Origin of the sequence: Rubripirellula tenax (assembly GCF_007860125.1) — a bacterium.
Classification (GTDB): Bacteria; Planctomycetota; Planctomycetia; order Pirellulales; family Pirellulaceae; genus Rubripirellula; species Rubripirellula tenax.
Genome location: NZ_SJPW01000006.1, coordinates 290,051 through 305,610, shown reverse-complemented (window position 1 = coordinate 305,610; position 15,560 = coordinate 290,051). Strand labels below are relative to the sequence as shown.

At 55.8% G+C, this 15,560-nt stretch carries 13 protein-coding genes, 1 pseudogene and 1 riboswitch; of the genes and pseudogenes, 7 read left to right on the top strand and 7 right to left on the bottom strand.

The window, feature by feature from the left end:
- Positions 1 to 538: 538 nt before the first annotated feature.
- Complete coding sequence (locus Poly51_RS22030; RefSeq protein ID WP_146460185.1) at positions 539 to 901, bottom strand: hypothetical protein; 363 nt, start codon at positions 899 to 901, stop codon at positions 539 to 541.
- Positions 902 to 922: 21 nt separating this feature from the next.
- On the opposite strand from Poly51_RS22030, the gene Poly51_RS22025 reads away from it, so the two are divergent.
- Together Poly51_RS22025 and Poly51_RS22020 are read left to right on the top strand one after the other, a co-directional pair.
- The gene (locus Poly51_RS22025; protein WP_146460183.1) at positions 923 to 1,186 is read left to right on the top strand and encodes a hypothetical protein; all 264 of its coding nucleotides are present in this window, start codon (positions 923 to 925) and stop codon (positions 1,184 to 1,186) included.
- Between the two features lie 72 nt (positions 1,187 to 1,258).
- The gene (locus Poly51_RS22020) at positions 1,259 to 1,879 is read left to right on the top strand and encodes a hypothetical protein (RefSeq protein ID WP_146460181.1); all 621 of its coding nucleotides are present in this window, start codon (positions 1,259 to 1,261) and stop codon (positions 1,877 to 1,879) included.
- Positions 1,880 to 1,942: 63 nt separating this feature from the next.
- Here the strand turns inward: Poly51_RS22020 and Poly51_RS22015 are convergent, their stop codons facing one another.
- Positions 1,943 to 4,060 (bottom strand): arylsulfatase, encoded by a 2,118-nt coding sequence (locus Poly51_RS22015; protein WP_146460179.1) that lies wholly within the window; start codon positions 4,058 to 4,060, stop codon positions 1,943 to 1,945.
- Between the two features lie 193 nt (positions 4,061 to 4,253).
- Positions 4,254 to 4,748 (bottom strand): annotated as a pseudogene (locus Poly51_RS22010) (efflux RND transporter permease subunit); the annotation flags it as partial.
- 248 nt (positions 4,749 to 4,996) lie between these two features.
- Positions 4,997 to 5,060, top strand: a riboswitch (guanidine-III (ykkC-III) riboswitch).
- A gap of 29 nt (positions 5,061 to 5,089) precedes the next feature.
- Between Poly51_RS22010 and Poly51_RS22005 the strand changes: the two are divergent.
- Entirely contained in the window at positions 5,090 to 5,449 is a 360-nt protein-coding gene (locus Poly51_RS22005) for a DMT family transporter (RefSeq protein WP_146460177.1), read from the top strand.
- Positions 5,450 to 5,497: 48 nt separating this feature from the next.
- Here Poly51_RS22005 and Poly51_RS22000 read toward each other — a convergent pair whose 3' ends face one another.
- The 3 genes from Poly51_RS22000 to Poly51_RS21990 form a co-directional block, all read right to left on the bottom strand.
- On the bottom strand, positions 5,498 to 6,031 hold the full coding sequence (locus Poly51_RS22000; protein WP_146460175.1) for a c-type heme family protein: 534 nt from the start codon (positions 6,029 to 6,031) through the stop codon (positions 5,498 to 5,500).
- A 41-nt stretch (positions 6,032 to 6,072) separates the two neighbouring features.
- Positions 6,073 to 6,282, bottom strand: a complete 210-nt coding sequence (locus Poly51_RS21995; RefSeq protein WP_146460174.1) for a DUF3565 domain-containing protein — start codon at positions 6,280 to 6,282, stop codon at positions 6,073 to 6,075.
- Between the two features lie 152 nt (positions 6,283 to 6,434).
- Positions 6,435 to 7,394, bottom strand: coding sequence for an acetyltransferase (locus Poly51_RS21990; protein WP_146460172.1), 960 nt, complete (start codon positions 7,392 to 7,394; stop codon positions 6,435 to 6,437).
- A gap of 134 nt (positions 7,395 to 7,528) precedes the next feature.
- Between Poly51_RS21990 and Poly51_RS21985 the strand changes: the two genes are divergently transcribed.
- From Poly51_RS21985 to Poly51_RS21975, 3 genes are all read left to right on the top strand, one after another.
- Positions 7,529 to 9,154, top strand: a complete 1,626-nt coding sequence (locus Poly51_RS21985; protein ID WP_146460171.1) for an arylsulfatase — start codon at positions 7,529 to 7,531, stop codon at positions 9,152 to 9,154.
- A 187-nt stretch (positions 9,155 to 9,341) separates the two neighbouring features.
- Positions 9,342 to 11,138, top strand: coding sequence for a translation elongation factor 4 (gene lepA, locus Poly51_RS21980; protein WP_146460169.1), 1,797 nt, complete (start codon positions 9,342 to 9,344; stop codon positions 11,136 to 11,138).
- 3 nt (positions 11,139 to 11,141) lie between these two features.
- Positions 11,142 to 12,017 carry a rhomboid family intramembrane serine protease gene (locus tag Poly51_RS21975; RefSeq protein ID WP_146460168.1) on the top strand — a complete coding sequence of 292 codons (876 nt, stop codon included), beginning with the start codon at positions 11,142 to 11,144 and terminating at the stop codon, positions 12,015 to 12,017.
- Between the two features lie 11 nt (positions 12,018 to 12,028).
- Here the strand turns inward: Poly51_RS21975 and Poly51_RS21970 are convergent, their stop codons facing one another.
- Positions 12,029 to 13,426: an NAD(+)/NADH kinase gene (locus Poly51_RS21970; protein ID WP_146460166.1), complete on the bottom strand. Its 1,398-nt coding sequence runs from the start codon at positions 13,424 to 13,426 to the stop codon at positions 12,029 to 12,031.
- Positions 13,427 to 13,534: 108 nt separating this feature from the next.
- Here Poly51_RS21970 and Poly51_RS21965 point away from each other — a divergent pair, with 108 nt between their 5' ends.
- Positions 13,535 to 15,433: a heavy metal translocating P-type ATPase gene (locus Poly51_RS21965; RefSeq protein WP_146460165.1), complete on the top strand. Its 1,899-nt coding sequence runs from the start codon at positions 13,535 to 13,537 to the stop codon at positions 15,431 to 15,433.
- Positions 15,434 to 15,560: the final 127 nt, after the last annotated feature.

Here is a 15,560-nt window from a genome sequence, read left to right as displayed (position 1 = left end):
TGGAAACGTTCTAGGTTTGAAGTCTTTCTGCAACCTGGTCACAATGATTTGGGCACTGTGTTCGTACCTTCGGCGGCCGTCATTCGCAGAATTCGCCATGTCGGGTCACCAGGGGCAACGCCCTAAAACCCATATTTTCACGCAATACGACGAAGGCAGCGTTTGAATCCCAACGACGTTGAAGATCAAGCTGGCGTTTCGATATCGAAGCCAATGTCGAATGCCAACCAGCGACCCGCTAGGCGTGTGATGTCATTCTTCGCTACCACCTTCGTTGGCATACTGTGCGGAGGACCGTTTGTTTCAACATATCCGATGCGCACTTTCGTTGCGATTGTCATTTTTTCCCTCGCTAACACATGCATTGAGGATCTACGCGATCGAAGAGGTTCTCGCATTCGCGGTTCGGTGGATGGTTTTCGCAAGTCTGACGCTGAATAGTTCCCGACAAGGATATCCGTTTCCGGTCGAAGCGTTCTAGTCTCAAGATTTCAGGAGAAATTGGCTTGCCCTGGTCGATGGACAGCGGACAGCCATGTTATGCACCGGAGTGACCATGGTAGCAGTTGCCCAACAATCCTTGCGTGAAAGTATCTTGCAAATAGACCGCCCGCATTTCCAGTTGATTTGCACCGGTTTTCGGCTGAATATCATGTGCTTTTTCACTGCCCATCGTCGCTTTGACAAGTCGCTCGGCGACGAGTTTACCAGCTTCATAAACTGGACTGGTTTTCGTCAGATCGACGAATTGGTTTCGGCCGATACGATGATGTGTCCAAACCTCGTGACTGAGCTGGTCGACAAAGACTGGAAGCACAACGTTCACGCAGACAATCGTGTCTTTTGGTTCCGAGACCTTGATTATCTTATGGAACGGATCGAGTTCAATCCCCGGGTTCATAACATTCTGTCGCTTTCCCGAATGCGCACTGCGCCTGGCGTCGTTGCGGACCAATTCGAATTCTGCGGCTACGACATCCTCGATTCCTACGAATCGCTCAGCGTGCTTACGAATTGCGGTGGTTTTCCCGGCGTTTTTGATTCCAGCGAAGTCAACCGCTATGCTTTAGTCGACGACCGCGTTCGGGCGGACGACATCGCCGAGCGATTGCGCGACTCCAATCCGGATTGCCCACACTGTCGCCATTGTTCCGTATGGTCGGTCGCGCGATACGCTCACGTGTGATTTCACAAAGCGGCGCAACCGTGTGCTGCAACGGAGTCCGGACGGTCGGTGTTTCGTCCGCCGTGAAGTCGCATGCTCGTACCTGCCGATCGCCACCGCGCTGCTCACTCGATTGTCACAGTCTTGAATCCCTACGAACCGCCTGCTGACGAAGCACCTTTGGACCCACAGGGCGACGAGGCAGAATCGGTCGTGATCAAGGTCGCTCCGTTGTACCTAGATGGTTTCGATCTTGTTGCCGGTCAGTTGCCGGGCTTGATTTACCTTTGGATTCCGGCGGGCCTTGTTGGATGGTTAACGAGTTCATTTCTGTTTAGCTTGGCGACCGTTGCATTGGTTTGCGGCCTGATTTTTCTTTTCACCATTCGCAGCCTCGAGATTTCGTCTGCGGGTCTTCGGTTTCGACGCTTGTTTGGTCATCCACGATTCTTGCCGTGGAATCGTATCGTTCGCATCACGCAAGCAACGCGTCAAGAAGTGTTGATCCACGGTTGGACAGCGCCGCGATTCCCGCCGCGCGAAGTCACAACCGCATCAACAACGAAAGGGCATTTTCGTATCGAGTGGAATGAAGGCTGGCTCTACTTCCCTCCGGCGGACCCCGCTCGGTTTCGCCAGCTCGTGGCGCTGCATCATGGAAACGAAGAGCCGAGCGGGCCGGCGACGTCAGCGTTGCGCGAACCATTGAAGTAGCATTCGTACCGACGATTTAGACATGGGTAGATACCAATGCATCCCGAGGGAGTCAGGCCTTTCTTACGGAAAAGCGACCAACGTCTCGTCGGTTTCGTTGGTCAAACGCAACTGTTCGATCGTGGCGTTGCCCGGTCCGTCGCAGATGTCCAGCCGAAGCTTGTCGATTCGATCGGTTGTTTGGATTCTGACGCGGTATTCGTGCCATTTGTTGTCCGGGTCGACGGGAAATTCAACACGCGTTCCATCGGGCAGCGTGATTTCGGGATCGGCGGTGAAAAATAGTTCGCCGTCACCTTTCGCATTCGACCGCAATCGAAACGCCAACACGTAAGGTCCGGCGGGAAGCGTTTCGGGAAGCCGATCGATCGCCAATCCCGGATCGTCACCGGTGAACGTCAGGTTCAGTTTCCCGTCGCTGATTTCCATTTCGGTGTTCTTGCGCGCACGAATCGTCCTCGGCTTCTTGGCGGCTTTCTCGGTCTTCGGATTCGCGGCTGGGTCAGCCTTCTTTCGATTGCGGCGTGAACTTTCACCGGGTGCCGTGTCGAAGTTGGTCCATTCGGGATGATGGTGAGGCAGCACCGCGCTTGTCGCCGCCGCCAACATGGGCCTGGTCGCGTGCAGCACGTCTTTGCTGATCTGCATCCACTGGTCGACCATCGCGGTCAATCGTTCGGGTTCGGCGTCCGCCAGATTTTTCATTTCGATCCGGTCGTCTTTGACGTTGTACAGCTCCCACGTTTCGCCTTTGAAACTGACCGCCTTCCAATCGCCGTCGCGAAGTCCGCGATCTTTGGCGAAAACGAAGTGAATCGGTTGCTCGCGTTCAATCTCGCCACCTTGAAAAATCGGCAGCAACGATTGACCCGATACCGGTCGTAGGTCCCGTCCTTCGAACGTGGTCGGGATGGTCGATCCCGACACTTCCGCCAACGTGGGCATCACGTCGATCAGATGCGCGGCGCCGCGGTGGATGCTGCCGCGATCGGTTTTCAAGCCATCGGGCCAATGGACGATTGCCGGAGTGCTGATGCCGCCTTCGAATTGATTTTGTTTGTAGTATCGAAACGGGCTGTTGCGTGCCCACGCCCATCCCGTCGAATCGCTCCAATTGACGTTGCCCGATGTCGGTTCGGCTTCCACGTTGTCGCTGTGGCGATCGTACGGGCACGCGCCGTTGTCGGACACGAACCAGATCAACGTGTTGTCCAGTTCGCCGGCGTCTTCCAAGTCTTTCATCAACCGGCCGATCTCTTGGTCGACGCGATCGATCATCGCTGCGAGTGTTTGCATACGCTTCACTTCGAAATCGCGACGCTCATCCGTAAGATTGTCCCAAGCAGGAATGTGTTCCGGGCGCGGGCTTGGCTTGTCAACGTTTTCGAGCAGCTTGATTTCGAGTTGCTTTTCGACACGAGCCTCTCGCATCACGTCCCATCCGCTTTCGTAAACGCCTTCGTACTTTTCGTAGTCGTCGGGAAGTGCTTGAAGCGGTGCGTGAGGCGCGTTGAAGGCGACATACAGATACCACGGATCGTCGGTGTCTCGCGCGTCGTCCAGGAATTCGAGCGCGTAGTCGATGTTAGCGACCGTTGTATAAAAACCGCGGTTGGGAACCTCGAAGGGTTCGCCATCGAGCCGGAACGTCTTATCGCCCAGGAAATAATTGCACGCCCCGCTGAGGTGACCAAAGTAACGGCTGAAACCGAGATCTGTGGGTTCGCGATCGAGGTGCCACTTGCCCGTCATCATTGTGGTGTAGTCGTTTGCGGCCAACACTTCCGCCGATGTAACGGCATTTGCAAGCGACTCGTTGCCCGCTGCATTGCAATACTGACCCGTCAGTAAGGAAACACGCGACGAGTGACATTTTGCCGTGTTGTAAAACTGACTGAAACGCAATCCGTCCTCGGCCAAGCGATCCAGGTTGGGCGTTTCGATCTCGCTGCCATAGCAACCGATGTCCGAGTACCCGAGATCATCGACCATGATCACAACAACATTCGGGCGGTCACCCGTATCTGCTGCAGTCGCAGTGATTTCAGTGTTCAGCCAGAAAGCTGCGGCACAGGTGGCCAGGGCAAGAGCGGAAACTCTGTGACCCAAGTGCCGGGAAGCGTTCCAGAGAGTACCGAGGGCTTTGAATTGAGTTGTCGAAACGGCTTGAAGCTGCAACATGGTGACTCCCTTTTTTGAGCAAGGCGGACAAGCCCGACCCATTGTGACTTTACGTCCCGCATCAGCGGGTGATTTGAATTTAAAAATACAATTCAAGGTTCCACGTCCCGCAGAAAGCATTCGGAACCCTTCGAGTTTGGGAACCAACAAGGGTACCCCGCCTTAGTGTCTTCGTTCGCAATTGACAAGTCAATTACCGCTGGGCGACACGATCCTTTGCGTACTTTCGCAGCAGGACATAAAACACAGGTGTCAAGAACAATCCGAACAACGTCACACCCAACATGCCGGAAAACACCGCCGTTCCCAAAACGCGGCGCATTTCGAAGCCGACACCAGTGGCAACCAACAAAGGAACGACGCCCAGGATGAACGAAAACGCGGTCATCAGAATCGGTCGCAGTCGCAATCGACACGCCGAAACCGCCGCGTCGAAACGGTTCTTGCCTTCGTCCTCCTCCGCTTTGGCAAACTCCACGATCAAAATCGCGTGCTTGCATGCCAGTCCGATCAATACGATGAAACCGATTTGCGTGAGCACATTGTTATCCATGCCACGAAACCAAACGCCTATCAACGCAAACAACAGACACAGGGGCACGATCAAAATGATCGCCATGGGCAGCAGCCAACTCCCGTATTGAGCCGCCAATGCGAGGAGCACGAACAGCACCGCCATCGGGAAGACTCAGATATTGCCTCTGCAAACGTAGCCGGACTCGCCAGAACGCTACTTTTGAGACTCCATGAAGTGTGGCAACTCCAGCTAAGGAAAACGGCTCTATCCGAGAGGCCAGGCTGCTGACGCATTGAATTTGAGTCGCAGTTCCGTTTTCAAGTCGAAAGCGAAGCCTCAGGAAACCCAAATCGCACAGAAGGCCCACTCGGCTCGCGAAGCACCGATTTGCTTCCGTGACCCGTTGGCACCCAATTGCCAGATCGGTAAAACTCACCGCCCGGGCGAGACGCGCCGTACCCGGTTACGACAAGACGACGCACTTACGAATTTGATCGCGTAGGAGAGTCGTCATGGCGCCGTGGATACTGTTGTTCATCGCTGGCTTGTTTGAGACCGGGTGGGCTGTTGGGCAAAAGTACACCGACGGATTTACAAGAATCTGGCCGTCCGTGTGGACCATTTTGGCGTTGATCGCAAGCATGTTTTTGCTCGCACTTGCCGTCCGAAATTTACCCATTGGAACCGCCTATCCCGTTTGGGTCGGAATCGGAGCGATCGGAACCGCCGTGTATGGTGTGCTTTTCTTTGGCGAATCCTTGTCCCCCGCGCGGATCCTGTTCTTGCTGTTGATGTTAGTCGCGATCATCGGCTTGAAAGCAACGGCTGCACCCTCAGCCGCGGACAAGACGGAATCCGTAGTCGCAAAGTGAGCAAAGGCCTCTTCTGCTAAGAAAACAGCGAGGCTCAACCGGTTTCCGCTACGGTCCCTTTTCCAGCGGCATTGAGATCGACAGTCCCGCCGTTCGATCTTCGGTGCTGGTGCGATGCTTGACATGACACTTCAAGCATTGCGACGCCAACCGGATCGGTCCCGCAAACCGGTAGCGATTCTCTTCAACCTCTTCGTGGTTTGGCTTGCCGTTTTTGAGAGCCGCAACAGCCGCCCTCTCAAAAGCATCGCTAGGCTTGTGATCGACGTTGATGATGTCGGTCTCAACAATCAACCATTTCAGCTGAACTTGGTAGCTTTCCGCTAACACGTCGAAGACATCCTCAATCGACGCGGAGGGGATTGCGTGTGCGTTGTCTTCGTCGAAGAAATCTCGATGGACAACCTGCAACGTGCCGCGAAAAGACTCGTGCAATAGCCTTGCACGAGCACGAGCTTCGGCGACGCTGGTGGCAGCAGATATTTTCTCGGCTTGCGATTGTTCGGATGGCTTTTGCGCCGACAACGGACTCAATGCCAACAACGAAGCGATCAAGATCAAGGCAAAAAAATAATACTTCATCTTGGGTTTCCTGGCTGAAGATTCGTTGCTGTACGGTGAAATCAAGGTCGTTCATCGGGTGCCGCGTTCTCGTCACACTTCTTACAATTCAGCAAACAATCAAGCATCGACTGGCGACCTTGCTCGGTCGTGACCCACTTTCGATTCATCCATGGCGGATCGTGTCGAACGTGTTGGTTGTGCCCGCAAGCAAGTTGTGCAACCCAGTGTCCCTCGTCGTCGGTATGGAAACCGGAAATCTGTTGTTTCATTGCTATTCGAGTTTTTCGGCTGAGGGAATGGAGGGCAACGGGCACACGGACTGTCTCGCTTCATGAAAACTCGTTCGTGGGCAGGATGTGCCGGCGGGTAGCCGCCCCGCTCGCAATAGCGCGAGCGTATCGAACACGGCGATCTGTACGCCCTAGGCACCGAAGTGGCTTTGCATCACGTCAAAGAACTTTTGCAAGTCTGACGCTGGCAGCTGGTTGATGCCCGCTGCGGCACTGCGACCCCCGCCGGTTAGGAATTGCCGACACAACGCATCGGCGCCCGTCTTGGTTGAGAGCGGCGCACGCACGCTGACTAAGTAGTCGCCCGTCGGCAGCAAGCTGGCCAGCGCGTGAGCGCGCGTGGGATGTTCGCGAGCAAGCTCGTTGCTGTATACGCCACTGACGCGTCGCGAAAATGCCGCGTCAGGAAAAACAAAAATGGCACTTCGCTCGACGAGGATCGCCGGCGCGATCGAGCGGGCCCGTGTCATGTCGTCGTCAAAGCCATTGCTGAGCGATTCAAAGGACTTATCCGAATCGATGAAATCGAACGGATCAACGTACCGCGAAATCGCGCGGTAGAGTTCTGCGGGCGGGAAATACAGATCGTCGATCGACGCCCCATAGCCGTTGTAATTGAGCAGCGTTCCGAGACGTTCGAGTTGCATCAAATCATCGTTGGAAATCTTCAAAGATGCTGATGCACTTCGCGCCGCGTCGTGCAGGTTGTCGCCGAACAACGCCGTTACCGCCCATGGCAGAAACTTGCCACCGAGAAATTGGTTCACGATCCATCCGGTACAAACGTTGCCGCCGGTGTCGATGTGTGCGGTCAAGTTACCCGATTGGGGAACGTCGCCCGCAAAGTGATGATCGAAGTAATCGACCGTCGCGCCGGCTTCGAGCAGCCGATTCAAATCGTCGCGATTGGTGTCTAACGAAATGTCCAGCACGGTGACGGTGTCGCCCGAACTTGCCTGAACGCGCTTGAGCAAACGAATGTCCCGTTTGACTCCGGTCACCAAAGTCGACTTCTTGGGCTGGTCGAGTCGAAGCTGATGCAGCGCACATATTCCATCGGCATCACCGTTGAAGACATCGAAATGAGCCACGCAAACTTCCTGAATCGTTGGGGACGGCAAAACAACCATGGGAATGTTAATCAAAAACTAGCGTCCGCGGCGGGCGAGCGGTTAGACTTGCCGCCTCGATCGCAAACTCCAACCCACAAAAGACACGTTTCGAAATGAGCTTACAAACGATTTTTTCCGCGATGATCGCGATGGCGACGATTTTGATTCCCGCGGCCGTCATCGCCGAACGGCCCAATATCGTTGTCATTCTGGTCGACGATATGGGTTTTTCCGATATTGGCAACGGCAGCGAGATACCGACGCCTCACCTGGACGCGTTGGCGGCCGGCGGCGTTCAGTTTTCGCAGTTCTACAACACCGGCCGGTGCTGTCCGACGCGCGCGTCGCTGTTGACCGGGCTGTATTCGCACCAAGCCGGCATTGGTTGGATGACGGCCGATCAGGGTGAACCGGGGTATCGAGGCGGTTTGAATGACAGTTGTGTCACGATTGCCGAAGTTCTCGGTGACGCCGGTTACTTCACGGCCATGACGGGCAAGTGGCACGTCGGTTTTGAACACGGCGTGACTCCGTGGGGGCGAGGTTTTGATCGCAGCATGAATCTGCCCGCCGGCGGCGTTCACTTTTGGAACCAAACTGGATCGAAAGGCAATTCGAAAATGTTCCTCAACGGCGAGTCGATAGCGTCCGACGACGCGCGGCTGAATCCGCCCTGGTATGCAACGGATTTGTTCACTCAGCAGGGTATCGGTTTCATCGACGAATCATTGGCGGCCGACCAACCGTTTTTCTGGTACTTGGCGCACACCGCGCCGCACTTTCCTTGCATGGCGCCCGAAGCGACGATCGCAAAGTATCGCGGCAAGTTCATGAAGGGATGGGACCGTTTGCGAGAAGAACGGTACGCGCGGCAAGTTGAAATGGGTTTGATCGACGCGAGCTGGAAGCTGGAACCGCGTCCGGAAAATATTCCGGCTTGGGATTCGTTGTCCGCCGACGAACAAAAGCGATACGACGACATGATGGCCATCTATGCCGCAATGATCGAAGAAATCGACACCAGCGTTGGGAAACTGGTCGCCGCGTTGAAAGAACGACAAGAGTTTCATAACACGTTGATTCTGTTCATGTCCGACAACGGCGGAAACGCGGAAACCGGCGTCGCAGGTAAACACGAAGGTGATCAGCCCGGTGACGCACATTCGAACGTTTTCATCGGTCAATGCTGGGCTCATTTGAACAACACGCCCTTCCGAAAATATAAGCACTTCAATCACGAGGGAGGGATCGCATCGCCGTTGATCGCCCACTGGCCCGATGCCATCAATCCGGAAGCGGGCGGAGATCGATGGATCACCGAACCGACTCACTTGGTCGACATTATGACCACGTGTGTCGATGTGGCGCAGGCCAAGTATCCGACGGAATTCAACGAAAACGCGATCACCAAGGCCCAGGGACAAAGTTTGCGTCCGCTGCTGACAGGCAAAGGCGAATTTGCGAAGCGATCGTTGTATTGGGAACACGAAGGCAACGCGGCGATTCGTACCGGTGATTGGAAGCTGGTTCGGTTTGCCGGTAAGCCGTGGGAACTTTTCAATTTGGCAGTCGACCGTACCGAGCAGAACGACTTGGCCCAGCAACAGGCGGACCGCGTCGATGAAATGAGCGGCCAATGGGAATCGTGGGCCAAGAATTCCAGCGTTCTACCGCGACCGAAGGCGAAAAAGAATGCGAAGCGAAAAGGGAAACAAAACAACAAAGCCGATGCGGCTTGATTGGCGAAAAACCATTTCGCGATCGGGTTTTCGAGATCGCACGCACGGTCGGATGCGTGCGCCATGCGTGGTCGTCCGTCGCACGGAATCAGATTCCCTGTTGGAAACTCGGGTTCTGCACTAAACTTTGGGTTTGACGTCCCTCATTTGCCCGCTAGCGACGGCGACTAACCCAACGTTCTCACGCATGAAACTCATTCGCAACTTCTGCATCATCGCTCACATCGACCACGGCAAATCGACGCTAGCCGACCGTTTGATCCAAGCATGCGGAGGCGTGACGCTGCGTGAATTTCACGACCAGATGCTCGACTCGATGGACATCGAGCGGGAGCGCGGGATAACGATCAAAAGCAATACGGTGACGCTGTCCTATACAGCAAAGGACGGGCTGACGTATCAGCTGAACTTGATCGACACGCCAGGACACGTCGATTTCTCTCACGAAGTTCGTCGTTCACTGATGGCTTGCGAGGGAGCGTTGATGGTGGTCGACGCGTCACAGGGCGTTGAGGCTCAAACAGTCGCCAACCTCTATTTGGCGCTCGAGTACGATCTTGAACTGCTTCCCGTCATCAACAAAATTGACTTGCCGGCTGCTGATGTTGATCGCGTGCGCGAAGAAATCGATGCCGACTTGGGGCTCGATCCGTTCGCGGCAATTCCGGTTTCTGCGAAAACGGGGCAGGGTATCGAAGATGTTCTTGAAGGGATCGTGAAGCACCTGCCGCCTCCCAAGGGCGATCCGGAAGCTCCTTTGAAAGCGCTGATCTTCGATGCATTCTTCGACAAGTATCGCGGAGTGATTCTGCAGTGCCGCGTGATGGACGGTACGCTGATGCCTCGCGACGTGATTCACTTCATGCATACCGAACGTGACTTTACCGTCGATGAACTCGGCTACAACCAATTCAAGCTGAACCCGAAAGAAAAACTGGCTGCGGGTGAAGTGGGCTACATCGTCGCGGGCGTCAAGACGGTTCAAGACATCGAGATCGGCGACACCATCACGCTACTCGATCGCAAAGCGTCGGCGCCCATTCCGGGATACCAACCGGCCCGACAGGTTGTGTTCTCGTCTGTCTACCCGATGAGCACCGATGAATACCAGGACCTGACCAAGGCTCTCGAAAAACTTTCGATCAACGATGCCGCGTTGACATTTGAAAAAGACAGTTCGGCTGCGTTGGGTTTCGGATTCCGCTGTGGATTTCTTGGCCTATTGCACCTGGACGTCATCCAAGAACGTTTGCAACGCGAGTTTGACATCGGCTTGGTGATCTCGGCGCCTTCGGTCAAATACAAATTGACGTTGAAGGACGGAACCGTCATCGACGTGGACAACCCCAGCTATTGGCCGGACCCGTCGACGATCGATTCAGCTTCCGAACCCTATATCAAAGCCCAAATACTTACCCCGGAAGAGTATGTTGGTCCTGTGATGGAACTTTGCCGCGATCATCGCAGCGAAAGCCAAACGATGAACTATTTGTCGGCCGGACGGGTCGAAGTGACCAGCGAGATGCCACTTGGCGAAGTGCTGTTCGATTTTTATGGCAAGCTGAAAATGATCACTCGCGGTTACGGTTCGTTCGATTACGTGCCGATCGAATATCGCAAAACGGACATCGTGAAAGTTGACATTCTGGTCAACAAGGAACCGATCGATGCATTGGCGTACTTGGTTCACCGCGACAAGTCACGAGCACGTGCCTTGCACTACTGTGAACAACTGGCCGAAGCGATTCCTCGGCACCAATTCAAGATTCCGATTCAGGGTGCCATCGGTGGAACCATCATCGCGCGTGCGACGATCGCGCCCTTTCGCAAAGACGTGACTGCAAAACTCTATGGCGGCGACGTGACACGAAAGAAGAAGTTGCTGGAGAAGCAGAAAAAGGGTAAGGCAAAGATGAAACAGTTCGGTAGCGTCAACATTCCTCAGAAGGCGTTCGTTTCTGTCTTGCGAGCGGACAAGGATTAGGCGTTGTCACGAGTCGTCGTCCACCAAACCGATTCGCGTCGACAATGCAGTGACTTGCGATTGGCGCTGGCGGCCGTTGGGATCGCGGGCGAGGGCGTCATGCGAGACGGAAGCTGGTCGTTGCTGGTCGATGAATCGAATCAGTCGGCGGCGATTGACGAGATCGAAGGGTATCTGCGCGACAATGCCGAGTCCGTTGTGACAACCACTCGGCCGCTGCGTTTGTACGGCGGTGCTTTGGCCGGCGTGTTTGCGTACGCGGTGATCGTCAATGCGATTACCGTGACGGCTTGGACGCCGCCGCTTGACCAAGCCTGGAACGAATTTGGACGGATGAAGGCCGGCGATGTGATGTCCGGTCAATGGTGGCGTGCCTTCACTGCGCTTTCATTGCATGTTGATCTTCAGCATTGGCTATCGAATCTCGCCTTCGGTGGCGTTTTCGGGTTCTTGGTCGGCCGTGTGCTTGGTGGTGGCGTCGGTTGGTTAGCGATTTTGTTGGCCGGAGGCATTGGGAACTACCTCAACGCAATGATGCGTGACGCGGATCACGGTTCGATTGGTGCTTCGACCGCCGTGTTTGGGGCATTGGGCGTCATGGTCGCGCACGCGATGGCGCCGCGGACTCGGTCGACTCAATCGGCGATGAAGCGTTACAGTCCGTTGGTTGGCGGAGTCCTGATGTTCGCGATGTTGGGCATCGGCGACGAGCGGACGGATGTTGGCGCACACGCATCGGGACTATTCGCCGGATTTGTGATCGGCTGGATCGCCTGCCGGATGCCCGAACAGTGGTTGGCACGCGGGGATGTTCAGTGGGGCGCCGGGACGATCGCCGTCGGAATCTTGGCGTTGTCGTGGATCGTCGCACTGTCGTAGAGATCGCTGGTTCACGTGTTGGGAAACAAGACGTCGGCGATTTTGCGTGACATGTCGTGCTCGGGCAGGAACGCGAGCTCGACGAACGCGGTTCGCGACGGTCGGATCCGCATTTCCAAAACATCCCCAAGAGACGTGCCGCCGATGAAGCCACGGACGGGGCGTTTGTCTGGGTCGAGGTTCCGAACGGTGATGGACGAGTTCATGGAGATCGGCGCCGACTTCCAATTTCGCGGAGTCATCACGTTGGACCCCACCAACATCCACGCTTCGGTGTCCGCCAGCATGGGAGTCGCTCCCATCGACGACGCATATGCCGTCGAGCCGGCTGCGGTACAAGTCAGGACGCCGTCGCAAACCAGCTTTTTGAATCGGACCTGGTCGTCAACCTTGACTTCCAACCAAGCCGTCTGTCCGGTGGACCGTTCAAGCCAAGCGTCATTAAACGCTAAGCCGACCGATGTTGAACCGTCCGTCAACAGCGACTCGACTCGTAACATTGGCAGATCGCGCACGATCACATCCTCGGAAGGGAACGACGACGACGACACGTCTTCTCGGTCGTTCAGCAAAAATCCGACGTGTCCAAAGTTGACGCCGAAAAACGGAATCCGTCGCTCCCAGAACTTTCCAATCGCTTGCAACATCGTTCCGTCACCACCCAGGGCGATCACGTAGTCGGCCCGGTCGATCGAGACGCTGTTGAACCGTTGCGCCCAGTCCGACGCGGCCACGTTACGCTTGTCAAAGTAGACGTGCCCGCTTTTACCCTGCAGCGAAATCGTTCGGCTGTGCGCCGGCGAGCTCAATCGATACAGACCGCGCGTCTCGATGAAGTTCAGCACCGCGGGATCGATTTGATGCGACACGTTCTCGCCACGCACCAAGGCAACGCGGATGTCTTGTGATCGTCCCTCGGCGTTGACTTCCAACAATCGATAATTCGGCGGCAGATCGGCGACGCTTGGCGGGTGATTCTTTGGATGGACGATAAGGAATTTTGCGGACTTCCACAGATCGCCCGACTGTTCCCAGTACTGTTGGATCATGGATTCTTCGGTCGCGCCGCCATCGACGAATTCTCGGGGAACGACATGCCAGACGTCGGCGTCGGAGTAGCGACGTGCGAGTTCGTCGTTGCTGGTGAAGACTTGGTTTTCTAAGTCCGAAAAATCCAACTCGACGCGATCGATATCTCGAAACGCGAGATCGACTAGGGCTGCGCGAAACGTGCTGGCGATCGCATTCTGTTCACGTTTTTCGGCGCGCGGTCCCGCTGGCACGATCACAACCCGCTCGGCGACTCTTGCGAGCGCACGCGCGATCTCGATGTGATGATTTCCAGGCGGATTGAAGTTGCCGCCCCAAAGTGCCAGTTCCAACGTGCCGATTCCAAAATGCGAGTTCAAGAACAGGATTCAACACGAATGCCCGTCAGCCGATCTCTGGCTACATCATAGACCATCCGGCGACGGTCGCCCGTCACCCATTGGGCGATCTGTGCTTAGAATCTAGTGATGAGCAATACATCTTCGCCAAGCGGTCTGGTTGATCAAAGTCGTTCACAAATTGCGATCGCCGCACTCGCGATTGTAGCCATCGTGCTGCACTTGGTGATGCGGTACGGGTTGGGGCGTGCGGATATCGCAGATTTTCCGCTCTACGTTGCTCTGCTGCTTGGCGGAATCCCATTGGTCTGGGAGCTTTTGGGCAACCTCGTTCGAGGCGAATTTGGTTCCGACTTGTTGGCCGGCATTTCGATCGTGACCGCTGCGATTTTGGGCGAGTACTTGGCGGGCACGTTGGTGGTGTTGATGTTGTCCGGTGGCGAAGCTTTGGAGGCTTATGCCGTTCGCAGCGCTTCGTCGGTTTTGGAAGCCCTGTCGCGGCGGATGCCGTCCCAGGCCCACCGGCAAAGCGGTTCTTCGATCGATGACGTTCCTGTCGAATCCATCGTGATCGGTGACCAGATCGTTTTGTTCCCGCACGAGGTTTGTCCGATCGACGGGACCGTCACCGAAGGGCACACCGTGATGGACGAATCCTATTTAACCGGCGAACCTTACCTGATGAGCAAGACGCCCGGATCGGCGGTGTTGTCGGGCGCCATCAACGGCGATTCGGCCATCACGATTCGCGCCGAGAAAGTCGCTAAAGATTCTCGGTATGCGCAGATCATGAATGTGATGCAGTCGTCGTCTCAGCATCGGCCGCAAATTCGCCGACTGGGTGATCAGTTGGGCGCGATCTACACACCGATCGCCTTGACCGTCGCCTTCGCCGCGTGGATTGCCAGCGGTGATCCGGTGCGGTTCCTTGCCGTGTTGGTCGTCGCAACGCCTTGTCCGTTGTTGATCGCGATCCCCGTCGCCATCATCGGCTCGATATCGCTTGCGGCAAAACGAGCGATTGTGATCCGTGACCCCGCGGTTTTGGAACGCATGGACCAGTGTCGGACCGTGATCTTCGACAAAACAGGTACTCTCACCTACGGCCGTCCCGAACTGGTCAAAGAGAGCGTCGTCGATCCTGCACAGAAGGACGCGACGTTATCGTTGGTCGGAAGCATCGAGCGCTATTCAAAACATCCGCTCGCCGAAGCGATTGTTGAAGCCGCGTCGACACGCGACTTACCCGTACTTGCAACGTCGGAAATTAGCGAGAAGGCGGGACAGGGACTGCGCGGAACCGTCGGCGGTCGTCAGTTGCGAATCACCAATCGCAAAACACTGCTTGGCGAGTTACCACACGTTGCACCCGATTTGCCACCGCCGGCGGCGGGATTGGAGTGTGTCGTCATGGTTGACGGTGAATACGCGGCCACGTACCAGTTTCGTGACACGCCTCGAGCCGAAGGAAAATCGTTCATCCGTCACCTTGGACCGCAACACCGAATCGAGCGAGTGATGTTGTTGTCGGGGGATCGTGAGAGTGAAGTTCGGTACTTGGCCGATCGCGTCGGCGTCACGGAGATTCATGCCGAGAAGTCGCCAGAAGAGAAGCTCGAAATCGTCCGCAAAGAAACAGCCGCCGCCGGAACGATCTTTGTCGGCGACGGAATCAATGACGCTCCGGCGTTGATGGCAGCGACGGTGGGAATCGCGTTTGGTCAAAACAGCGACGTGACGACCGAGGCCGCCGGAGCTGTGATCCTGGATTCGTCGCTCGAAAAAGTCGACGAGTTGCTGCACATCAGTCGTCGGATGCGGCGGATCGCGTTGCAAAGCGCCGTCGGCGGGATGGCGATCAGCATCATCGGCATGATCGTCGCAGCCGCGGGATATTTGCCGCCGGTCGCCGGTGCCATCACGCAAGAATTGATCGACGTTGCGGCGGTGGTGAACGCTCTACGCGTGGCGATCCGGCCCAAGTCGTTGACGGACTTTGATGGAGCCAAAACTACCGAGACTGACTAAGTTCCCGCAAAAACGAACTATTTCGTTAGAAAGTTTGGTTTTGATCGTCGATATCCCGCAAGGGGTCAAGGATCCCCACTAAACTGGTTGCTTCCAAGTTTTGGCGGCCATTGAGATAGTCCATGGT